Consider the following 21679-nt stretch of genomic DNA (forward strand, 5'->3'; position numbering starts at 1 on the left):
GGAATTAGAAGAAGCATTCCGGAAATGGAGTGAGCATTTAAGATGAGCATTCAGGTTACTTGGAATTCCGAGGACGGCTTGATCCATCCGGTCGCGCGGAATCCGCTGCGAACAAGACGGGACGTGCAGGAGGCGCTCTCGCAGCTGCTGGAGCCTTTAAGCAAATGCTACAGCGAGGGCAGCGCACGCTTGATCCTAGAGCGTTCGGGCGCCGATGCCTATGCCGATATTGCGGAGATGGAGGGTTTCTCTCGCGTCTTGTGGGGGCTCGTTCCCGCCGCTGCCGGCGGCTCCCATGACGAGCTGTGGGAGCTGTGCCTGCAAGGGATACGCGCAGGGACGGATCCGGAGCATGCGGAGTACTGGGGGCAGGTTAATGACTATGATCAACGGCTGGTGGAGATGGCGGTGTTCGGATTGGCCTTTGCCCTGATTCCGGACCGCATCTGGCAGCCGCTGAGCGAGAAGGAGAAGGCCAACCTCTATCAGTGGCTCGATCAAATCAACCATCATCCTTGCTATGATTGCAATTGGCTGTTCTTCCATGTATTTGTCAACGTTGGTTTCCGCAAAGCAGGCTTACCCTACGATGCCGGACAGCTGGAGAACAATCTCCAGCGCATTGAGGAATTTTATCTGGATGCAGGCTGGTATAGCGACGGGATCGGGGGGCACTGTGATTATTACGTGCCGTATGCTTTTCATTTCTATGGCTTGATCTATGCGCAGCTGATGGGAGACGAAGATCCGGAACGCGCCGGGCGCTACAGGGAGCGGGCGGCATTGTTTGCACGCGATTTCATCCAATGGTTTGCTCCCGACGGGGCGGCCGTTCCTTACGGACGCAGCTTGACGTACCGCTTTGCGCAGTCGGCCTTCTGGTCGGCTGCGGCTTATGCCGGGCTGGACGGGTTTAGTCCGGGCCAGCTGAAAGGACTGGTCCTTAGAAATCTCAGATGGTGGTTTCAGCAGCCTATATTCGACCGGGACGGCGTGTTGACGGTGGGCTACGCTTACCCGAACCGAATCATGTCGGAGAACTATAACGCGGCTGGCTCCGTGTACTGGTCGCTGAAGACGTTCCTGATCCTGGCTTTGCCGGACGGGGATCCGTTCTGGTCGGCAGAGGAGCAGGAGCTGGCGGAGACAGGACGTATTTCGGTACAGGAGCCTGCACATCTGGTGCTTTGCCGCGAGCCGCAGACCGGCCACGTGGCTGCGTTCAATACGGGCCACCCGTCTACCAACGAGCATACGCATACTTCCGCCAAGTACGAGAAGTTCGTCTACTCTACCGCCTTTGCGTTCAGCGTGCCGAGGGCGGAATGGGGACTGGCCCAGGGAGCTTTCGATTCCATGCTTGCCCTTAGCGAAGGCGATCGGCTGTTCCGGGTCAAGCGCTTATGCGAGGAGACGCGGATTCAGGAGCATGTGCTGTACGCAAAATGGAAGCCGTGGAGAGACGTCGAGGTAAGGACCTGGATAGCGGCAGGGCTGCCATGGCATATTCGCATCCATCGGATCAGTACGGAACGAATGCTCGATGCTGCCGAGGGCGGGTTTGCTTTAGGCTTGGGATTACTGAACAGCTCCCGAACGGGAGACGGGGCAGCATCGGCTTCCGGCACCTTCGGCACGAGTGCCATCTATGGCATGCTTGGTTACGATACGGCAGAGCTCATCTATCCCCATGCCAATACCAATCTCCTGCGTCCCCGCACCGTCATTCCTACGTTGAGGGCGGCGCTCGAACCCGGAACCCATTGGCTCATCGCGGCCGTGCATGGCACCCCCAGCGCTTCCGGCACTCCCTCCATTGAGGAGCCTTCCATGGAAGACGTGAAAGAAAGGCTGGGCGTAGAGATAGGACAGCGTGAGATTAAAATTACGACGCAGACGGGGAATATCATCGTGATTCCGATGGACTAACGGGCTTGCCGTCATACGCCTTCAATATTAATTTAAACCACGAAAGCCGGGGGAATGATGACCCCCGGCTTTCGTGCGCTTCATATAAGCACCTCATCCTCCCTGATCGTGGCGATGGGCTGCAGAAATTGGTGATCAAAGGGCCGCAGCTCTGTCCCTGCCCGAGCTTTATTCACCCAATCCGGGTTGACCAAGGCGCTGGTGCCGATCGCAACGAAATGCGCATGGCCAGAAGCCAAGATTCGTTCTGCGACCGCCGGCTCGCCGAGTTTGCCGTTCGCGATGACGGGAACGCCGCCGTATGTTGCGGCAAGCTCGGCCAAGGTGGTCTCGCCCTCAGCGAAAGCGGGGGCGTAAGCTTTGTACTCCGTCGTGTGAATGTAAGATGGCGATGCCCCGCTCAATTTACCGAATATCGTTTGGGCATCCTCCACTCCCTGTGCCCACTTATGATGGAAATCGTTCACTTTGCCTTGGGAAACCCGAACGCCCACGATATAATCCGGGCCAACGGCTGCCCGAATGGCTTCCAACACCTCAACGACAATTCGAATCCGATTCTCCGTGGCCCCGCCGTATTCATCCGTTCTGCGGTTGGTGTAATCGGTTATGAATTGATCGAGCAGATAGCCGTTTGCCGCATGGATTTCAACCCCGTCGAATCCAGCAGCCTTGGCTCGGAGTGCCGCTTGCGCAAAATCTTGGATCGTTTGTTTAATCTGAGGCTGCGTTAACTCCCGAGGGGTGGCGAATTCGCCGCTTCCTCCATGATCCTCAAGCATGGCGCCCACCGGCTTCACCGCAGAAGGCGCAACCGGGACGAATCGCTCATGCTGAACCAAGGCGCCGGCGTGCATCAGCTGCGCGATGATTTTGCTCCCCTCCCGATGAACAGCTTCGATGACAGGCTTCCAGGACGCGGCCTGCTGGTCATTGGCCATGCCGGGTTGGTTGAGATAGCTCTGGCTCTGTACGGCATCCGGATAAAGGCCTTCCGTAATGATCAGACCGAACCCGCCTTTTGCGAATCTCTGATAGTATCGGATCATTCGGTGGTTAGCCAGGCCATTCGGATCTGCGCTCGTTCTAGTCATAGGGGAGAGCACGGCCCGATTGGGCAGTTTCAAAGATCCTAATGAAGCTTCGGTTAGCAGGTTGGGATATGAATGCATGGTTTTGTCCTCCTCAATTGCTGATCAGTCTTATGGCGACCGACGCTTGTAAGTGTATGATCTGATTGTATTTCGCATGGTCTATACTGTAAAATGATAGAAATTAATATATGTATCAATAAAAATGATACCGAGAAGGTGAACTGGATGGACTTAACGGATCTGAGGATGATTGCCGCCATTGTGGAGGAAGGCAGCGTATCAGGCGCTGCCGAGAAGATGGGGTATGTGCAATCCAACGTGACGGCGCGCATACGCAAGCTGGAATCCGAGCTGGGTGTTCCTTTGTTCGATAGGCATCCCAAAGGAGTCTCGCCCACGGAGAAGGGGCTCGTTCTCTACCGATATGCCAAGCAGATTCTTGACATGGCTGAGGAAGCTGTTGCCGCCGTGAAGGAGCCGCTCTATCCAAGCGGTCCGCTTGTGATCGGCGTCGTGGAGACGATGGCGACATCGCAATCCTTTATTCAGGCCTTGTCCCACTTTCAACGAACCTATCCGGAGGTCGCGCTATCTCTCGTTAGCGGAACATCTCCACAGCATTATGAAGGCATGCTCAGCCGAAGATTAGATGGTGCGTTCATTACCGGTGATTATGATATGTCGCTGCTGGAGAGCGAGCTGGAAATCCGGGAGGAGGTGTCGCTGCTTGTTTCGTCGGAGGAATCCGAAGCAGAGGGGGCATTCGAGGCATTCGCACTAACGGGCGCTTCTTGGATCGTATTTCCTAAGGGATGTCCGTTCCGGAAGTCTAACGAAGAATGGCTTAGCAGCGAAGGGATCGCCGCAGCGAACATGATCGAAATCAGCACCTTGGAAACGATGCTCAGTTGCGTACGGGCCAAACTGGGCTGCGCGCTTCTACCGGCATCGGCGATTCCTTGGTCCGATCCAGGATTAAGGACCTACCCCGTACCGGAAGAGTATCGCAGCGCCACGACCCGGCTGCTCCGTCGCAATGAATCATTCCGCAGCAAGGCGTTTGCCGCTTTCGCGGAATGCGTCAGAGAAGCGGGCGGTCTGAATTCCACTGGAATTCATGCCTCCTGAACTTGAAAACATCACCAGTTTGCGAAAGCTTGCCAGAAAAGGGCGGGATATTTTCATGAAAAGTGATACAATGATAGAAATACGTAAATAAGGGTAGCGGATGGATCAACGTTTACCTGGCAGCGAAGTGGGAGTGTGATCGAGAGAATGGAAGAGACGTATACGGCAAAACGGGCAGTCAGCATGGAGGACATCGTGCGCGCACACCACGTGCTTCGCGAAGTGATCGTACGCACGCCGCTGCAGCGGGATGCAGTACTGTCAGCCAAGTATGACTGCGAAGTCTATCTGAAGCGCGAGGACCTGCAGGTGGTTCGCTCCTTCAAGATCCGCGGCGCTTACAATATGATTCGCAGCTTGTCGGAGGAAGAACGCAGCAACGGCATTGTGTGCGCAAGCGCGGGCAACCACGCGCAAGGGGTGGCTTTCTCCTGCAACGCGCTGAATATCAAAGGCAAGATTTACATGCCGAGCACGACCCCGAACCAGAAGGTGAAGCAGGTGAAGCGTTTTGGCGGGGGCAGCGTCGAGGTCATTCTGACAGGGGATACCTTCGATGATGCATATGCCGAAGCGATTAAGGCATGCGACGAGTACGGCATGACCTTTATCCACCCGTTCGATGAAGCGAAGATCATCGCGGGCAACGGCACGATCGGGATGGAGGTTATGGAGGAGCTGGACGCGCCTGCCGACTATATGTTTGTCACCATCGGCGGCGGCGGTCTTGCAGCCGGCGTGGCAACGTACGTCAAAACCGTCAGCCCAACGACGCAAGTCATCGGCGTTGAACCGCTTGGCGCAGCGTCCATGATCGAGTCCAAGAAGCAGGGCGAAGTCGTCACCATGCATGAGATCGACAAATTCGTGGATGGCGCTGCAGTGAAACGCGTCGGGCAGCTGACGTATGACATCTGCTGCGAGTTGGTGGACGATATCGTGACGGTACCGGAAGGCAAGGCCTGCACCACCATCCTGGAGCTGTATAACGAGAATGCGATCGTTGTGGAGCCGGCGGGGTCGCTGGCCGTCGCGGCCCTGGATATGAACCGGGACCGGATTCGCGGGAAAACGGTCGTCTGCATCATCAGCGGCGGCAATAACGATATCGACCGGATGCAGGAAATCAAGGAACGCTCCTTGATTTACGAAGGGCTGAAGCATTACTTCATGATCAACTTCCCGCAGCGTGCGGGTGCACTCCGCGAGTTTCTGGAGGAAGTGCTCGGTCCCGACGACGATATCGCGCGCTTCGAGTATACGAAGAAGCATAACAAGGAAGACGGGCCTGCCCTGGTGGGCATCGAGCTCTTGAGGCCGGAGGATTACGGCCCGCTGGTGGAGCGGATGCAGCGCAAGGGACTGGATTACACGGAGCTGAACAAGAACATGAACCTGTTCAATCTGCTGATTTAAGAGGTACATGGAACACCATAAAAAGCCGGATTCCCCTAACGGGAACTCCGGCTTTTCTAGTTATTTCATGTATGGCCCTCTTGTGGTCCATGGCGTCACCCGCCGTTAACGCCAGGATGGCTCAGTCAATCGGAACCGCCTTGGCACGGTACCGCTCCACTTCCTGGTTCAGCTTGTCATTGTTGCTTTCCAGCACGTCGGACCAGGACTTGAGCTTTTTGAGAAGCGCGCTTTTGGAAACGGCGTCGCTGTCCTTCAGTACTTTACCGAATGCTTGCCGCACTTCCGGGTCCAGCAGATTGTCCTCGTATTTGAACAGCGGCGTGTTGTTATAACCGTAGTATAAGCTAAGCTCGGTGAATCGAAGCTTCAGCTTCACGTCCGCAGTCCGATTGGATTTGGGGTGCGCACTGATAAAGGCCTCTTGCGTTAGTCCCCGATCGATGACCTCGCTCCATGGGATCACCAAAGCGGCATCACTGACGGCAGGCTTCTCGGATTCAACGACCATGATGTCGATATAGGCCTGAATATCCTTGTTGATATAAGGCTTGTATGGCTTCAGCGTGGTATAGTCGATGATCGGGAAGATCACGCCCTCGGTCGTATACAGCCTGTAGCCGCTGTCGCGCAGGTTGATGAGCACCTTTCGGAGCGTTTCATCCTTGGTTTTGTTAATGGTGGTATTAATCGGCTCCCCGAATTTGTACAAGTTCATCAGTTTATCCTGAATGCCGATTTCGTACACCTTGTCGGTTTTTGCCGGGAGCGCATCATTCATCGCATTCTCCAGCTTAAGCACCAGCATGGTCGCCTGATACGCGGTCACGCTGCGGATATGCTTGGTGATGTAAGACTTGGCATAAGCCACGTCGGATTCCTTTAGCAGTTTATTGGCTTTGTTGTACACGGCATTGCCGAAGGCGGTAGCTTTGCTTGAAACTGCATTTGAGCCAGCTTGGGATGCAGGTGCTGCGCTAGCGATAACGCCGGTCTGGATCGATAGAATAAGTGCAAGGATGGCAGCAATCGCGGATTTTTTCGACTTTAACATGGTTTTTCCTCCCTTACCACACATTACCCTTATCCTATCATCTTCTATAGAACATTAGTTTACAAAGAACGAAAAAATATTAAAGATTTTGTTAAGCGCCGCCCGCGAATTCATGACGAGTTTGTATTATTTGCTCGAAAAAAGAAGTTTGGTCCCTGCGATTCCGATCAGGAATATGACGAGGCTGATCCATGGCGCAACCGTCAGCACCGGCAGCAGCCGTCCCAGCCACACGCCCGCTACCAATATCACTACCGTGATGGCGACATAAATCCCGATATTGCGAGCATTCACCTTGCGTTTGTCTGCGTCCGGCTTGAAGGTGTCGTTCTTCATCCATCTCAGCAAAGCGTGGATCAGCACATAGGAACCGCCTGCGATCAGAATCAGGGTCGATATGCGTACCTGCGTCATGCGCTCGACCGGACCCCCGGCCCACATCGTGATGAACCCGACCAGAGCCTGAACGAAGAAAAACCAGGTTAAGGCCACCCACGGGATCATGAGATGGAATTGGAGGCTGCTGAGGCCTTTCATTTTTGGCAGCTGCTCGACCAGCTCCTTGCAGTAGGATTCGGGATCGCTGCCGAATACCTCCTCGGCGCTTTTGCCTTTGGCTTGCGCGTCCAGCAGGTGCTGGGCGATTTCGAGCAGCAGCTCCTCGCCTTTTTGCTCCTGCACGGAGCTGCTGCGGATATAGACCACCATGTCTTGGTAATAGCTCAGGTTGTTTGGCTTCATGGCATCCTGGAGTCGGTTGTTCTCTTTGATCATCTGTTTGGTATTCATCTTTACTGTCCTCCGCGGGTTAAAATGTGGTCCACACTATCTTTAAGCGTTCCCCAATGTTCCTTGAATTGTTGAAGAACCTGCCGGCCTTTATCGGTCAGATTGTAATATTTGCGTGGCGGTCCCCCGGCACCGGGCGCGGGCCGTAGGGTGCCTTCGATGAGCTGCTCTTTCTGCATGCGCAGCAGCAGGGGATAGATGCTGCCTTCGCTCACAAACGTTAGCCCGCTGTCTTCCAGCAGCGTGCTGAGCTCGTAACCGTAAACCTCCCGATGCTCCATGAGCGAGAGGATGCAGCCTTCGAGAATGCCTTTTAGCATTTGACTTTGGGTGGTCATGAATGTGGGAATTCCTCCTTCAGGTATATTGCAATGCAAGGTAGTGAGGCGCAAAGGGCTGGGCTGCGAGTAGGCACGATAGCAGACTACCTTGTTATGCAATATATGATAGCAGACAACATGCTTGCAATGCAAGGTAGTGCTGCTGAATCTTGTCACCTTCGTGAACAAGGTATAATTCTCCGGCTCCTATTTCACAATAATAAGCATTCTGAATCTATACACAACGCCCTGATCATTCAGGGATAAGAAGGAGGAGTTCTCAGATGAGCGCTAGCTTTTTTGACGATGAATTGCACGGAGGAGACGCTGTGCCGGTACAAGGGCAGGAGGTAATCGCAAACAGCGGTGCTCTGGATGTGACACCGGCCCAGCCTGAAGGAGAATTCGTCTCCGAGCGTGAGGACCATGATCTCTCCGCCGCATCCTTATGGGAGAATGATCCGGTCGGGAAGACCTGGATGAACGATTGGAGCGGGCGCGAAGAAACTCATGCGATGTTTCGCCAGAGTTACGAGTAAGGCTGGAGGTGCGGGCGTCAGCGGGATGAACGACTTGGCAAACGGATGCTACGTTAGTCCGTAATACAGGTAGAGGGCAGAATGGCCGTTTCTTAACCGCCAGCTTTAAATAGGCTGAATCTCGCTGCATACCGCCAATTCAGCGTTCATCGCACCGTCACACCTATGCTCAGTTTGCGTTTGCCGATGCTCAATTGCGTTGACAATCCATAATCACGATGCTAAGATAAGTTTAATTAATTCATATTAATCTTATCGGAATTATTAATATTATGATTACGGCGCGTTATCGCAAGGAGGAATCGGCATGGAGCGGCAAATTACAATCCGGCATAATCAAGAGGAACTTACGGCAACCATCCATTACCCATTGAAGGAATCGGCTCACGGAAGCCGGTGCAATCGGGTCCCGCTGGTCATCATCTGCCATGGCTTTGTGGGAAGCCGGATCGGCGTGGATCGGTTGTTTGTCAAAACGGCGCGCGAGTTTGCCGAAGACGGGTACATGGTGATCCGTTTCGACTATATCGGATGCGGGGAAAGCTCGGGCAATTACGGCAGCGAAGGACTCGACTCGATGATTGCCCAGACGCGTTCCGTTCTTGATTACGGACTCAGCTGCGCGGATGTCGATCCGACGCGAATCACGCTCCTCGGACATAGCCTGGGCGGCGCCGTCGCCCTGCAGACGGCCGTTCGCGATCGCCGGGTGAAAAATCTGATTCTGTGGTCTGCGGTAGGATACCCGTTCAACGATATCGTCAAAATCACCGGTCGCGACGTGTACGACACCTCGGTTAAGTCGGGTTCCGCCGATTATTTGGGATACTCGTTTACCCCGGTCTTTTTCGATTCGCTGGCTCAGGGGCAGCCATTCCAGGAAGCGATCAAGTTTACGGGCAATGTGCTGGTCGTCCATGGTACCTCGGATGAGGTGATTCCGGTGGACTACGCTTTCCTGTTTCAAAAGGTGTTCTGGATGCGTCAGGAAGGCCGCTGCGACAAGGAGATTATTTTCCAGGCCGATCACACGTACTCTGCCGGACCTCAGCGCCAGCTGCTCCTTGAGCGGACGCGGGATTGGTTAAACGGGCAGGAGAACATTCAGCAGGAATGGCAGAACTGGATGATTTAAGGGAGTTATTTGGCATAATGGGCGATTTAACGGTACAATAGAGTTGTCCCTTGATTTTGAAGCTGGAGGTGGCATCGATGACGTTACCTGCTTTATTTATTGCCCATGGTTCGCCGATGATGGCCCTGGAGGACAACGAGTACACCCGCTTCCTTGAGCAGTTGGGGCGGGAGCTGCCTGCACCTAGAGGTATTGCGGTATTTTCTGCCCATTGGGACGATCCGGATCAACGGTTGACTGAGGACGCCGAGCATGGAACCATGCATGATTTTTACGGATTTCCGGAAGAAATGTACAAGATCACGTACCCTGCCCGAGGCAGTGCGGAGCTGGCAGCTCAGATCCGTCAGCGTTTTGAGGCAAAGAATCTGCACGCCAAAGCCGTAACCGGCCGCGGATTGGACCATGGGGTATGGGTCATTCTGCGCAAAATGTACCCCGATGCGAATATCCCTGTGGTGGCCTTGTCCGTGGACTCCAAGCGCTCACCAAGCGAACAATATTCCATCGGTGCGATGCTGTCCGATTTGCGTGATGAAGGCATTCTGATTATCGGCAGCGGCGGCTTGGTGCACAATCTGCGGATGGTGCATCAGAGCGATGAGCCGGATGCATGGGCAGCTGAATTCGACGAATGGGTTGCGGAGCAGCTGTCGAATTGGGACCTGCACAATCTGTTTGCGTATGACAAAAAAGCGCCTCATACCAGCGACGCCGTACCTTCCTACGGACGGGAGCATTTTGTCCCCTTGTTCTATGCGATGGGGGCTGCGGACAACGGCCGCAAGGCAAAGCGATTGTTTCAATCTTACCAATATGGCAGTTTGAGTCTGAACTGCTGGTCATTCGAATAATGAGAAGCCGAGCTTGGATCACAAGCTCGGCTTTTGTTGTGTTTGGGCTGTTTGAGCGCGTGAAACGTGTGAAACAAAAAACACCCGCTGTGCGGGTGCTGGAGAACCAGAACGTAGCGCCATAGGTCTTATACACAAGCCCATGCAGTCTGAAATAAGATTGCATGTTTTTTTTTGCCATGATCCGCAGGCGCCTCGGCTATTTTTTGTATTCAACCAAACCCAAAAATTTTTCTGCACAAACCGTGTTGACATTATTGAACTACAATTGTAGTATTGATTTGTAACTACAGCTGTAGTTTATTAATGAAGATTATAGGAGAGGAGCATTACCAAATGAAAGCAGCAACGAAAGTAGCAATCGCGACCTTAAGCAGCATTCTATTATTGGGTTCTTCCGCAAACCTTGCGGCGGAGGCACAATCCGTCAAGAAAGCCCAAGCATCCGCTGTTAAAAAAACAGCCGCAACAGCCAAGTCTATATCTGCAGAGGAAAAAAAGTTTATCGAAAAAGAGATCCAGAGAGTAAAGGAGTTAACCCAAGAGTCGGGTGATATGTATGTTTTGTATCATAAATACCCACAGTTAAATAGCGGATTTGATATTAGCTATTGGGGAGGGGTGCATGAATTCACTACGTACGAGGACTACATGAAAAAAGCTTCAACCCTAAAAGGATCCATTCTGCAGCAGCCTGCGAACCTGCCAAAGGGATATAAGTTCTTAACAGCGGTCATTGAAGCCCCGATCGAAGGGAAGTTCGTTGATGAAGTAAGAGCCGAAGGCAAGAAGAGCGGAAAGCCCATCTACATGAAAAAGATAGATTGGAAAGAAGTGGCAACCATCCGTCTTAAATATACGAACGGAGAAGACACGCTGGGCTTTTCCAAGTATGCGGTAGATTCGGTGGGAAGCAAGAAAAAAGGTTTCTTTAACGATAAGCTGCCGGCGCATGTTTTTCCAAAATACGTTTTTTGGAATGATGGCGGCAAATTTGAATACAGTATTTCACTAACCTCATTGGATCTGTCCAGGAAACAGAAGATCGAGATTCTGAAAGCAGCGGTGAAAAAATAACTTCTGCGTCTGCTATAGGTCTTGCGGACAAGCCCATACAGCTCTAGAAATAGGATGGCATGAGTTCTTTTGCAGATCAACATGCCCACAAGCGGTACAAGTATACTGCATGTAACTAAACCAAGAAAATTTTCTTCACCAAACATGTTGACATTATCAAACTACAATCGTAGCATTAACATAACTACACATGTAGTTTGATTGAATTAACATTGGAGGTTTCATGCATGAATCATCAAATACCACCGATTACGGATGCAGAACTGGAAATTATGCGCGTATTGTGGGCTAATCCGGACTGCCCTTCCAGCGAGGTCGTAAAGAAAATGACGGATCTGATGGGGTGGAACCCCAATACAACTCGGACGCTCCTCAGTCGTCTGGTGCAGAAGGAAGCAGCGGGTGCGAAACTGGAAAAGGGTTCAAAGCGCACCCAACTATTTTATCCGATCATCAGCGAGCAGGAGTATCTGCAGTCTGAAACCAAATCCTTCATGAAAAAACTTTATGGGGGGGCCTTAAAGCCAATGCTGGCCAACTTTTTGCAGGATAAAAAACTGAATGCGCAAGAAATCGAGGATCTGAAGGCTTTGTTTGACGAGAACAGCAGCGACGGGGAAGCAGAAAAGAGAGAGCCCTGATGAGTCATACATTGCATGAAAATTTATTATTGTTTTTCGGCTGGGTCATTCGCGGATCGTTCATGGCCGGCATCATGATCGTCCTTGTCCTGATCCTGCAATTTCTACTAAAAAACAAGATTGAAGCCAGATGGAGATACTGGCTTTGGTTTCCTGTGGCCATTCGCTTGCTGCTCCCTTGGGCCCCGGAATCTTCGCTTAGCCTATACAATGTGTTGTCTCTGGAGGCCATCGTGCCCGGCATTCATCAACAAACTCAAGTTCCACCGCTCTGGATGGAAACGGGGAGAATAAGCGAAGCGCTGGTTCGCGCTGAGAGTTCTTTAAATCTGGAAGCAGGCGGAACTTCGGAAGTACCTGCTCCATCCCTTGAATCAGGACCCGTGCAGGAGAGCCGCTTTGGGTGGAATGGGTTCAAGCAAATAGGTTTCACCAATATATTGATGTCGGTTTGGCTTGCGGGCGTGCTGATTCTTGCCGCGAAAACGGTCTACGACCAGCTTCGATTGAAACAAGCCCTGCGCGCGGGCCGAAAAATGGATACGCCTTATTTATCGGCAGTGTTTCACGAGACGAAACAGCAATTAGGCGTGAAACGAAAAGTTCAGTTTTTGGCCAGCGAGCGAATTTCCGGACCTGCCGTCGTCGGTTATAGTAAGCCGGCGATCGTCATTTCGCCAAGTCTGCTCATCACATTGAAACAGGAGCAGCTTCAATATATTCTTGCGCATGAGTTCGCGCATATTCAGCGGCGGGATGTGGCAGTGAACTGGTTGATGCATATCATCCTGATCATCCACTGGTTTAATCCGTTATTATGGCTAGCCGTACATAAGGCAAGGCAAGACCAGGAGATGGCTTGCGATGCATGCGTCTTGGATCGGATGAGCCCGCAGCAAAACCATGCATACGGACAAACGATCATCCATGTGTTGGAGCATTTTTCAGGATACCATCGCCAGCCGGGGCTTGCCGGCCTGTCCGCCACGCATAAACAAATGAAAAGGAGACTTAAAATGATTAAGCATTTTAACAAAAAATCCTACCGCCTGTCCATTTTGGGGCTGGGAATGATTCTCGCGCTTGGAAGCGTGACGTTGGTTAATGCAAAGGAAAGCAATGCGGGGAACGTACCGCAAAAAGCTCCAGTGCAATCGGAACAGGATTCAAAAGCTGCCGTGAATAATGATCAGGATATGATCTATCCCGAGGGGGATATAGACCGCGAGCTTTACAAGAAAGAAATGGAACAGGCCCGGAAAAAAGCAGAAGCCGCAGCCAAGGCTCTAACTCCAGAGGAAAAGAAGTATATCGAAGATGAGACCAATCGAGTGAAGAAACTAAGTAAAGAGACTGGTGATATGTACGTTCTGTATCATAAATATAAGGATCTTAACAGCGGATTCGACCTAAGTTATTGGGGAGGAATAGAAAAATTCTCTGCTTACGAGGACTACCTGAAAAGAGCTTCCACGCTGGAAGGTTCCATCCTGGAGCAGCCTGCCAACCTGCCGGAAGGATATAAGTTTGCCAAAGCGAGAATTGAAGGTCCAACCGAAGGAAAGTTCCTTGATGAAGTAAGGTCCGAAGGCAAGAAGAGCGGAAAACCCGTCTACGCGAAAAAGATAGACTGGAAAGAGGCGGCAACCATCCGTCTTGAATATACGAACGGGAAAGACACGCTGGCCATTTCTAAATATACGTTGGACTCAGAAGGAAGTAAGAAAAAAGGTTTCTTTGAGGATGACTTACCGGCGGATATCTATCCAAAATACGTTTTTTGGCATGAAGGCGGCTTCGAATACAGCATTTCAACCACATGGGATATGTCCAAGGAACAGAAGGTTGAAATTCTGAAAGCAGCGGTGCAGAAATAACATTTTGAGCTAGCTATTTTGCGCGATAGGCCCATGCAGTCCTGTAAATAGGATTGCATGGGTTCTTTTGTTGATCATGATTTTTCTGCAGTCCGAAAGAAGAGAATCCAAACTGGGAAAGGAATATATAATCAACTTGCTTTTCTGGATTGAAAACGGCAAGTCATTTAGCATCACAACCGATCCGGGACATCCGTTGACGAATGAAGACCTGATCCCATTGGCTTTATTTGCGGTCAAAAAATAGAGCCCACTTTTCAATTTTGAGGAATTTAGCGGTTCGTAAATCATGATTCGAAATGCCAAAAATGCGATTGCATGAAAAAGCCTGGCTTTCCAGGCAGCGCTCTGAGAGTGTTCGTAGGCTCCCAAGTTGTATGTCACACGAGTTACGGCCTGGCCGTATCGGACCTCAGATCCGCTATTTTTGCTTTTTGCTCGCAATTGGGGGATCTATCGGACACACGATCCGTTAAATAGCGGATATCACGTAATATGAAGGCCAAATTCGGAGAATAACGGATCTCTGGTCCGTTAGCATTAAAGAAAAGGTGGTTTTGATCAAAATAAGGTCCGCTGAGTCCGCTAAAATTGTAAGTAGTTAGTTAGTGCCGTATAAATTAACGTTCGAACGTAAGCACAACGCTCGAACGTATACTCTCGAACGTATACTAAAGCTCGAACGTATGTTAAAGCTTAAACGTAAGCTAAAGCTCAGCAGTATGCCAAAGCTCAGACAAATGCCAAAGCTCAGACGTATGCCAAAGCTCAAATAAAACCCTAAGCTCAGACATATGCCAAAGCATGAGCAGCATGCCAAAACCCAAACGTATGCTAAAACACGAGGTGATATGCCGTAACTCCAACGTGCCACAACAAAAACAACCCGGCTTGATTGCTCAAGTCGGGTTGTTTAATCAATAGGTTAGTTGTTTAGGTTTCAGTTGCTTACAATGTTATGCGGTTTGTTTTTTGAAAGGTGTGTGGGTGGTGCCGTCGCCTTTCGTTGTTCTGTGCGTCATTTTGTTCCACAGGCCGCGGAGGTAAGGGAGAACCCAATGGTCTAGACCGATTTTACCGGCGTTGGCAGCAGCGACGATGATCAGCACTTCAAGCAGTAACATTTGGGCGTTGGTGCTCACCGTACCCGAGAAGAGGAACGCGGCGTTCATGACCAGACCCATCAGGGCAGCGAAGGTGGTGAAGGTACCGAGGATCAGTCCGACACCGACGAGGAACTCACCGAGCGGGATGATGAAGTTGAAGAGCTTCACGCCCGGCAGTGCCGCGTGCTCCAGGAACGCTGCCCACCAGCCTTGGACGGCGGGGTGATCGCCGGCAGCTTTGGCAATCGCGCCTTGCAGGAAGCCGCCTGCTTCGAAACCGCCCGTCAATTTACCCCAACCTGCGGTCATCCATTCATACCCGATGTAGACCCGAATGAATGTCAGTAACCACATTGCCACTTTGTTTGTTCTCAGCCAGTTGTTAAACATATAAACCACTCCTTAAAAGTATGATTTTCTTTTTTATGAAAGCTTCCTTGCCAATTCTCGGATGTTGAAGTTCTGTGATGTTGTTCTTTAGGAAGATGATCATCTCTTTCATGTCTTTATTATAAGTGAAATAAATCACAATATATGTGATTTAAATCACATTAGTGATAAAAATCATAAAAAACTTTAAATTCGTGAGTTGGCAGGGGGAGTGACAGGTGAAAGGGGTGGAGAAATAGGAGCAGTATATGTAGAGGCTTAGGAGAAAATACGGGGTGTGATGGAGATTAACCAGTATGATACGTGATGTTAGCATGGTTGTTTGGAGTATTGTAGGAGGGAAATAAGTAGTAAATAGTAAGAAATGTGCAATGAGCAGAACTGTATGTAGTGGCAGTAACCAGTATGTAATAAGTAAGGCAAAGTGTTCAAATGGCAGAAGAAATAGAATAAAGCAAAAGACATCAAACGGTAAGAAACACACGCACAACCAATATCAATCAGCAGAGCATAAGTAAGTTTTACGTATAAAGCCAGTAAGTAATAAGCAAAGCAATATGCAGTAGACGTAAACCGGTAAGTGATAAGAAAAAGCTGCATGGAGTAGGCACATATCCAGTAAATGATATGCAAAATAGGAAGTGGTAAATGCAAAATCAGCAAGCGGAGTAGTAAATCGTCAGCGAAAACTCAGCTAGCTGTTAGCAGTAAGCGTAAAAAAGCACCTAGTACCTGGAGCGAGTAGATAATGCGTAACGCATTGGGAGATGCCATTCCCTGGACCATGAGGTTCGTCGTGAATGTATTACTAGGCAAAACCGCTTATAAAACACGGATGACCGGTACCGGTGGCCGCGGTCACCCGATGACTTATTGAAAAGGCAAGCAGAAAAAGTACGGATAGAGGAGAAACATTCAAATCTTACTGTTAGGAAGAAGAAACGAGATGGATTTAGCTATGGGACGCGAATTTAGCTGACGAGAAGCGTATGACCGGATACGATCTAACTTGAGATCACTCTGAATTACTTTTTAATTCTATTTTACTCCCGCATTCCTTATAAATCAGACTGCCTGATTCTGCAGAGGGGAGGAGTCGCTGCTGATTTTCGCTTTGCGCGTGAATTTATTCTGAAGATAAGGCATGAGCCAACGGTCGATGCCGATCTTACCGCTGTTTGCCGCTGAGAGGATAATCAGGAATTCGAGCAGCAGAAGCTGACCGTTGATGCTGATCGAACCGGAGAAGAGGAACGCCGAGTTCATCACCAGTCCCATCAGTGCCGCGAACACGGTGAACGAGCCGAGGATCAGGCCGAGCCCGACGAGGAATTCGCCCAGCGGAATGATGACGTTGAACCATTTGACCCCGGGGAGTGCGGCATGCTTGAGGAATACGGCCCACCAATCTTGAACCGCCGGATTTTCGCCGATGGATTTGGCGATGGCCCCTTGCATAAATCCGCTCGCATCGAAACCTCCCGTTAACTTGCCCCAGCCTGCCGACAACCACTTATACCCGACGTACACCCGAATGACCGTCAGCAGCCACATCGCGATTTTGCTGGATTGCAACCATTGAATAAACATCAACACCACTCCTCCAATGAATAATCATTCTCTTTTTTGTTTTCAGATTTTTGCAAATTTGAAATTCGTAAGCGCGACGGAAGCTGAAAAAACAGCAACGATCTATATAATGTCGCATCATCACAAATTATTCATATTTGCAAAAATCTGTATTTAAATACAGTATTCGCATAGACTGTGATTTGGCATAGGTTCTTGGTATGAAAAAAAGACGATGGAGAACCGAGTTCTCCATCGTCTTGCATGGATCGTTACGAAGTTAAGCGGTGCGTTTTTTTAGATGAGTCGTCGGCGCTTTTGGCTCATGATCACGGTGCGTCATTTTGTTCCACAGGCCGCGGAGGTAAGGGAGAACCCAACGGTCGAGACCGATTTTACCGGCGTTGGCAGCAGCAACGATGATCAGCACTTCAAGCAGCAGCATTTGGGCGTTGGTGCTCACGGTGCCCGAGAAGAGGAACGCGGCGTTCATGACCAGACCCATCAGGGCAGCGAAGGTGGTGAAGGTACCGAGGATCAGTCCGACACCGACGAGGAACTCACCGAGCGGGATGATGAAGTTGAAGAGCTTCACGCCCGGCAGTGCCGCGTGCTCCAGGAACGCTGCCCACCAGCCTTGGACGGCGGGGTGATCGCCGGCTGCTTTGGCAATCGCGCCTTGCAGGAATCCGCCTGCTTCGAATCCGCCCGTCAATTTGCCCCAACCTGCCGTCATCCATTCATACCCGATGTAGACCCGGATGAATGTCAGTAACCACATTGCCACTTTGTTTGTTCTCAGCCAATTGTTAAACATATAAACCACTCCTTAAATGAGTTTTAATTTTTTGGATTAACATAATTGCTTGTTTCTGATGCCGATGTTGTTTGTTCATGTTGCCTTGGGAAGTGATCACCTTCTCTATGTCTTTATTATAAGTGAAAATATTCACAATACACGTGATAAATATCACAAAGTTGTGAACATTCAATCTAATCCTCCCATTGACTAGATTAGTCAATCGTTTTCGTTTTCAGGAGTGCAGGGATTCTCTCGCTGTGGTTATTCGATCCGATGTGCCCGCTTTGAGGGTCAAACTTCAATCATTTTTGATTCTCCGGCTCCAGAAAAGCTCGAAGGGCGCTGCTTAGTGGCACGTCGCGGTGATAGATAAAATATACCACGACCTCGCGGTAGGACTCCGGCAGTGTCATGGCTGCAATGTTTTTCTCGTTGGAAAGCGAAACGGCATTGGACCTTGGGAGAAGCGCTACGCCGAGACCCGAAGCAACCCCGCCTAACACGGCCTCGAGCGAACCGAACTCTATGATTTGCGGATGTTGAACGCCAGCTTCGGCCAGGAGGCGCTCCACTCTGGATCGGTGAGTGCAGCCTGTCGACAAAATAAGCATCGGCTTCTGCAACTGCTCCTGCTGGCTTGCCGCTCCGGATTCGGAGATGAGTACCAGTTCCTCATTATACGAAGGAATCTGTTTCAGCATAGGGTGCGTCAAAGGTCCGTACACGAAAGCGCCGTCCAGTTCGCGGTCCAGCACTTGCTGCATCAGCACGCTGGAGTTGCCCGTGGTGAGGGACAGGCTGACCTCGGGGTGACGGGCATAATAGTCGGCCAGGCGTCCTGGCAGATATGCAGCGGCGGTGGATTCAATCGCACCGATTCGTAGCGGTCCCCGCGGCGTATCCTCAGCCTGCACGGATTTCTCCGCTTCATCCAGCAAATTTAAAATTTGACGCGTGTATCCAAGCAGGCGCTCGCCGGCCGGGGTCAGATCCATCCCTCGATTGCTTCGGATAAACAGGGCTGTCTGGAGCCTGTCCTCCAGCTGGCGGATCCGGCCCGTGACGTTGGAGGGAACATACTTCAGGCGTTGGGCCGCCCGCGTAATGCTGCCTTCCTCCGCTACTGCGCGGAATATCCGTAAATCTCCGCTTTCCATTAGTCTCACCATCCTGACTTCATTCTGACTGAATGCCATATTCAATACTACTCATTTTACATGCTCCGAGGCGATCTATACAATTGAACCTAACATGGCCTACACAAGCCGGAAGAAGGGGAGAGATTCATGTGAAAGCAGCCATTCATCGCGGCCGGAGCGGACTGGACGGACTTCGGGTCGGCAATATGGAATCGAAACAACCGGGCCCTGGTGAGATCCGGGTCCGTTTAAAGACGGCCGGACTCAATCACCGCGATCTGTTTCTGATGAAGGGACGTCATGCGGCGGATGCACCGCTCATTCTGGGCTCAGACGGCGCAGGCATCATTGATGCCGTAGGTGAAGGAGTGGGGAGTCTGACGGTCGGCACGGAAGTCATCATCCATCCGACGATCGGTTGGGATAACACCGAAGAGGTCCCGGTGGTGCCGCAGATCCTGGGCGGACCCACGGACGGTACGTTTGCTGAAACGGTCGTCATCCCAGCGGACAATGCCTTCAGAAAGCCAACATACCTGACATGGGAGGAAGCGGGAGTACTGCCTTTATCCGCGCTAACGGCCTACCGTGCGCTGTTTACGAGGGCGCATATCAAGCCTGGCGAGCATGTGCTTATACCAGGTATAGGAGGCGGGGTTGCAACCTACGCCATGCTCATGGCCCAGAATGCGGGGGCTGTCGTCAGCGTCACTTCCCGAAGCCAAGCCAAGCTCGAAGAAGCGCGGCGCTATTCCGTGCATAGGGCTTTTTCGAGCGGCGGGGATTGGAACGAAGAGCTGCAAGGGGAGAAGGTGGACGTGATTCTGGATAGTATCGGTCCGGCAACCTTTCCCCGATACTTGGAAGTGATCAAGCCGAATGGGCGGATCGTCAGCTTTGGGGCCAGCTCCGGCGACGCGGTCGAGGTCCCGCTGAGGGCTTTATTTTTTCCGCAGCTGTCCTGGATCGGTACGTCGATGGGGAGCCGCGAGGAGTTCGGAGAGATGCTTCGGTTCATGGAGGAGCACACCATTGCGCCCCTGATCGACCGGATGTACCCGCTGGATGAGATTCTGGATGCGTTCCGGCGGATGACGGCGGGCGAGCAGTTTGGCAATATTGGTTTGCGGATCGAATGATAGTCGGCTTCTCGTTTCCCTTCGGAAACTTCTGCGGCTAAATAAATGGATGGAAGCAGGAAGTCTCTTAGAAGGCATACGCACTGTACGTATGCCTTCTAAGAGACTTTTTTATGTCACAAACCGGGTCATTAAGAACCTCACCATGGTTTGAGTTGGAACTGCTGCCAAGGCCATGCTGTCAAGGTGATTCATTAAAGGATAGTATCTCTTCTATATACAGACAAAGCACGGATTTTGTGATTAAATGTAAATTAAAGTTGAAACGTCGGTTGGAAAATTCGGGTAAGTGGGTTGGAAATTTAGGGTAATAAGTAATGGGAGCGTTCATAGGGGGAAACAATATGTTTAGCAAAGGGTCTTTGTCTTTCCGAAAATATGCGTGGAGGACAAGCTTGTTGTCCATGGCGACAGTATTGCTGTTGTCCGGTTGCAGCGGCGGTAAACAGCAGGCGGAACCAACGCCAGCACCAGTGGTGGAAGCTCCGGTCGAGCAGCCGGTCGAAGTGCCTCAGGAGGAAACCTCTTCTCCATATAAGGCACCTCTGACGGGATTGCCGTTAGAAGCGTCACTGACGCAGCGTCCGCTGGCCGTTATGATCAATAACGCACCAGCCGCTAGGCCGCAGTCGGGTCTCAGTCAAGCGGACATGGTGTATGAAGTGCTGGCGGAGGGAGGAATTACGCGGCTGATCGGCATTTTCCAAAGCCAGAGCGACATTGAGAAGATCGGGCCGATTCGCAGCATTCGACCGTATCTGATCAATCTTGGCGAGAGCTACGGCGGCGTTCTGGTGCATGCGGGAGGAAGCCCGGAAGCCTACAGCATCATTCAGAGGCAAGGCAAGCAGGACATGGACGAAATCGGGAATGCAGGCGCCTACTTCTGGAGAGCCAAGGACCGTAAAGCGCCGCATAATCTGTATTCCAGCGACGAGAAGCTTCGTGAAGGAGCCGCTAAGCTGAATTACGGCAACGATGTGAAGGTGCCAGAGTATACGTTCTATCCGGAGGCGATCGCTGCAAGCGCCGATGGTGAAGAGGGCACTGAACCGGTTGAGGTTATTTCGGGGGAGGCTGCCGAGAAGGTAGAAATCAAATTTTTATTGGACAGCTATGTCGTGGATTATCAATATGACGGTTCCTCCAACACGTACAAACGGTCGATCAACGGATCGCCGCATGTGGATCTCAACGATAACGTTCAGCTGGAGGCCGCGAATGTGATCGTGCTGGGGGCGGACCATAAGGTGCTGGATGACGTGGGCCGGCTTGCCGTGAACGTGGAAGCGGGCGGGGAAGCGATGCTGTTCCAGCGCGGGGAAGTCATCAACGGGCAGTGGGTACGCGCTGCGGGCGATGCGATCCGTTTCGTGAAGGACGGCAAGGAAGTGCCGCTGGTTCCGGGAACGACATATTTCAACATTGTGCCCAACACGCCTTCTTTTGAAAGCCACGTGACGATCTCGAATCCCTAGAATTCGAGGCAGCGAATCAGCCTGCCGTTTCGGGATAATTTGCACGCATACGGAGATGTTAATAGGCAAGGGAATCGAAGGGATATCCATGCATCTTCTGTTTTGTTAGTTCCTTACATTTTTGAGTGTTACTTTTCTATACACACCCTGCCATGGATGTGATAAGATAGTCAAGGTTGTCTATCTTTTCAGGGCGTTCGCGG

19 protein-coding genes are annotated in these 21679 nt (G+C 51.3%); 11 read left to right on the forward strand and 8 right to left on the reverse strand.

Annotated elements, in window-relative coordinates; genetic code table 11:
• Positions 1-42 precede the first annotated feature (42 nt).
• Entirely contained in the window at positions 43-1929 is a 1887-nt protein-coding gene (locus tag MHH82_RS04945) for a DUF2264 domain-containing protein (protein ID WP_340963864.1), read from the forward strand.
• Between the two features lie 80 nt (positions 1930-2009).
• Here the strand turns inward: MHH82_RS04945 and MHH82_RS04950 are convergent, their stop codons facing one another.
• Complete coding sequence (locus MHH82_RS04950; protein WP_012819114.1) at positions 2010-3101, reverse strand: oxidoreductase; 1092 nt, start codon at positions 3099-3101, stop codon at positions 2010-2012.
• Positions 3102-3248: 147 nt separating this feature from the next.
• Here MHH82_RS04950 and MHH82_RS04955 point away from each other — a divergent pair, with 147 nt between their 5' ends.
• Positions 3249-4151, forward strand: a complete 903-nt coding sequence (locus MHH82_RS04955) for a LysR family transcriptional regulator (RefSeq protein WP_012819115.1) — start codon at positions 3249-3251, stop codon at positions 4149-4151.
• 147 nt (positions 4152-4298) lie between these two features.
• Positions 4299-5567 carry a threonine ammonia-lyase IlvA gene (ilvA, locus tag MHH82_RS04960; RefSeq protein ID WP_009592278.1) on the forward strand — a complete coding sequence of 423 codons (1269 nt, stop codon included), beginning with the start codon at positions 4299-4301 and terminating at the stop codon, positions 5565-5567.
• 121 nt (positions 5568-5688) lie between these two features.
• On the opposite strand, the gene MHH82_RS04965 is transcribed toward ilvA, so the two are convergent.
• The 3 genes from MHH82_RS04965 to MHH82_RS04975 all read right to left on the reverse strand — a co-directional run bounded on the left by MHH82_RS04965 (position 5689) and on the right by MHH82_RS04975 (position 7748).
• Positions 5689-6621 carry a hypothetical protein gene (locus MHH82_RS04965; protein ID WP_340963872.1) on the reverse strand — a complete coding sequence of 311 codons (933 nt, stop codon included), beginning with the start codon at positions 6619-6621 and terminating at the stop codon, positions 5689-5691.
• Between the two features lie 126 nt (positions 6622-6747).
• On the reverse strand, positions 6748-7410 hold the full coding sequence (locus MHH82_RS04970; RefSeq protein ID WP_036661906.1) for a DUF1129 family protein: 663 nt from the start codon (positions 7408-7410) through the stop codon (positions 6748-6750).
• A gap of 2 nt (positions 7411-7412) precedes the next feature.
• Positions 7413-7748 carry a PadR family transcriptional regulator gene (locus MHH82_RS04975; RefSeq protein WP_009592352.1) on the reverse strand — a complete coding sequence of 112 codons (336 nt, stop codon included), beginning with the start codon at positions 7746-7748 and terminating at the stop codon, positions 7413-7415.
• Between the two features lie 266 nt (positions 7749-8014).
• Between MHH82_RS04975 and MHH82_RS04980 the strand changes: the two genes are divergently transcribed.
• The 6 genes from MHH82_RS04980 to MHH82_RS05005 all read left to right on the forward strand — a co-directional run bounded on the left by MHH82_RS04980 (position 8015) and on the right by MHH82_RS05005 (position 13853).
• Positions 8015-8269 (forward strand): hypothetical protein, encoded by a 255-nt coding sequence (locus MHH82_RS04980; protein WP_012819119.1) that lies wholly within the window; start codon positions 8015-8017, stop codon positions 8267-8269.
• A 307-nt stretch (positions 8270-8576) separates the two neighbouring features.
• Complete coding sequence (locus MHH82_RS04985; RefSeq protein ID WP_012819120.1) at positions 8577-9404, forward strand: alpha/beta hydrolase; 828 nt, start codon at positions 8577-8579, stop codon at positions 9402-9404.
• A 77-nt stretch (positions 9405-9481) separates the two neighbouring features.
• On the forward strand, positions 9482-10258 hold the full coding sequence (locus tag MHH82_RS04990) for a DODA-type extradiol aromatic ring-opening family dioxygenase (protein WP_340963883.1): 777 nt from the start codon (positions 9482-9484) through the stop codon (positions 10256-10258).
• Between the two features lie 336 nt (positions 10259-10594).
• Complete coding sequence (locus MHH82_RS04995) at positions 10595-11335, forward strand: hypothetical protein (RefSeq protein ID WP_340963885.1); 741 nt, start codon at positions 10595-10597, stop codon at positions 11333-11335.
• 227 nt (positions 11336-11562) lie between these two features.
• On the forward strand, positions 11563-11976 hold the full coding sequence (locus tag MHH82_RS05000) for a BlaI/MecI/CopY family transcriptional regulator (RefSeq protein ID WP_012819123.1): 414 nt from the start codon (positions 11563-11565) through the stop codon (positions 11974-11976).
• Positions 11976-13853, forward strand: a complete 1878-nt coding sequence (locus MHH82_RS05005) for a M56 family metallopeptidase (protein WP_340963890.1) — start codon at positions 11976-11978, stop codon at positions 13851-13853. The genes MHH82_RS05000 and MHH82_RS05005 overlap by 1 nt, the downstream gene beginning before the upstream one ends.
• A gap of 956 nt (positions 13854-14809) precedes the next feature.
• Here MHH82_RS05005 and MHH82_RS05010 read toward each other — a convergent pair.
• From MHH82_RS05010 to MHH82_RS05025, 4 genes are all read right to left on the reverse strand, one after another.
• On the reverse strand, positions 14810-15349 hold the full coding sequence (locus MHH82_RS05010) for a DoxX family protein (protein WP_009592282.1): 540 nt from the start codon (positions 15347-15349) through the stop codon (positions 14810-14812).
• Positions 15350-16414: 1065 nt separating this feature from the next.
• Positions 16415-16939: a DoxX family protein gene (locus MHH82_RS05015; RefSeq protein ID WP_036661895.1), complete on the reverse strand. Its 525-nt coding sequence runs from the start codon at positions 16937-16939 to the stop codon at positions 16415-16417.
• A gap of 259 nt (positions 16940-17198) precedes the next feature.
• Positions 17199-17735 (reverse strand): DoxX family protein, encoded by a 537-nt coding sequence (locus tag MHH82_RS05020; protein WP_012819127.1) that lies wholly within the window; start codon positions 17733-17735, stop codon positions 17199-17201.
• A gap of 287 nt (positions 17736-18022) precedes the next feature.
• Positions 18023-18877, reverse strand: coding sequence for a LysR family transcriptional regulator (locus MHH82_RS05025; RefSeq protein WP_036661893.1), 855 nt, complete (start codon positions 18875-18877; stop codon positions 18023-18025).
• Between the two features lie 131 nt (positions 18878-19008).
• Between MHH82_RS05025 and MHH82_RS05030 the strand changes: the two genes are divergently transcribed.
• Both MHH82_RS05030 and MHH82_RS05035 read left to right on the forward strand, forming a co-directional pair.
• Positions 19009-19998 carry a zinc-binding dehydrogenase gene (locus tag MHH82_RS05030; RefSeq protein ID WP_340963899.1) on the forward strand — a complete coding sequence of 330 codons (990 nt, stop codon included), beginning with the start codon at positions 19009-19011 and terminating at the stop codon, positions 19996-19998.
• 404 nt (positions 19999-20402) lie between these two features.
• Complete coding sequence (locus tag MHH82_RS05035) at positions 20403-21476, forward strand: DUF3048 domain-containing protein (RefSeq protein ID WP_445661990.1); 1074 nt, start codon at positions 20403-20405, stop codon at positions 21474-21476.
• Positions 21477-21679 lie beyond the last annotated feature (203 nt).

It is taken from the genome of Bacillus sp. FSL K6-6540, assembly GCF_038007545.1.

Excerpts from the sequence above, each read along its gene's own strand:
- MHH82_RS05015 (WP_036661895.1), bottom strand. The coding sequence starts at position 16,939 with ATGTTTATTCAATGGTTGCAATCCAGCAAAATCGCGATGTGGCTGCTG.
- MHH82_RS04945 (WP_340963864.1), top strand. The coding sequence starts at position 43 with ATGAGCATTCAGGTTACTTGGAATTCCGAGGACGGCTTGATCCATCCG.
- MHH82_RS05010 (WP_009592282.1), bottom strand. The coding sequence starts at position 15,349 with ATGTTTAACAACTGGCTGAGAACAAACAAAGTGGCAATGTGGTTACTG.
- MHH82_RS04950 (WP_012819114.1), bottom strand. The coding sequence starts at position 3,101 with ATGCATTCATATCCCAACCTGCTAACCGAAGCTTCATTAGGATCTTTG.
- MHH82_RS04955 (WP_012819115.1), top strand. The coding sequence starts at position 3,249 with ATGGACTTAACGGATCTGAGGATGATTGCCGCCATTGTGGAGGAAGGC.
- MHH82_RS04985 (WP_012819120.1), top strand. The coding sequence starts at position 8,577 with ATGGAGCGGCAAATTACAATCCGGCATAATCAAGAGGAACTTACGGCA.
- MHH82_RS04990 (WP_340963883.1), top strand. The coding sequence starts at position 9,482 with ATGACGTTACCTGCTTTATTTATTGCCCATGGTTCGCCGATGATGGCC.
- MHH82_RS04970 (WP_036661906.1), bottom strand. The coding sequence starts at position 7,410 with ATGAATACCAAACAGATGATCAAAGAGAACAACCGACTCCAGGATGCC.
- MHH82_RS04995 (WP_340963885.1), top strand. The coding sequence starts at position 10,595 with ATGAAAGCAGCAACGAAAGTAGCAATCGCGACCTTAAGCAGCATTCTA.
- ilvA (WP_009592278.1), top strand. The coding sequence starts at position 4,299 with ATGGAAGAGACGTATACGGCAAAACGGGCAGTCAGCATGGAGGACATC.
- MHH82_RS05035 (WP_445661990.1), top strand. The coding sequence starts at position 20,403 with ATGGCGACAGTATTGCTGTTGTCCGGTTGCAGCGGCGGTAAACAGCAG.
- MHH82_RS04965 (WP_340963872.1), bottom strand. The coding sequence starts at position 6,621 with ATGTTAAAGTCGAAAAAATCCGCGATTGCTGCCATCCTTGCACTTATT.
- MHH82_RS05025 (WP_036661893.1), bottom strand. The coding sequence starts at position 18,877 with ATGGAAAGCGGAGATTTACGGATATTCCGCGCAGTAGCGGAGGAAGGC.
- MHH82_RS05000 (WP_012819123.1), top strand. The coding sequence starts at position 11,563 with ATGAATCATCAAATACCACCGATTACGGATGCAGAACTGGAAATTATG.
- MHH82_RS04975 (WP_009592352.1), bottom strand. The coding sequence starts at position 7,748 with ATGACCACCCAAAGTCAAATGCTAAAAGGCATTCTCGAAGGCTGCATC.
- MHH82_RS05020 (WP_012819127.1), bottom strand. The coding sequence starts at position 17,735 with ATGTTTAACAATTGGCTGAGAACAAACAAAGTGGCAATGTGGTTACTG.
- MHH82_RS05005 (WP_340963890.1), top strand. The coding sequence starts at position 11,976 with ATGAGTCATACATTGCATGAAAATTTATTATTGTTTTTCGGCTGGGTC.
- MHH82_RS04980 (WP_012819119.1), top strand. The coding sequence starts at position 8,015 with ATGAGCGCTAGCTTTTTTGACGATGAATTGCACGGAGGAGACGCTGTG.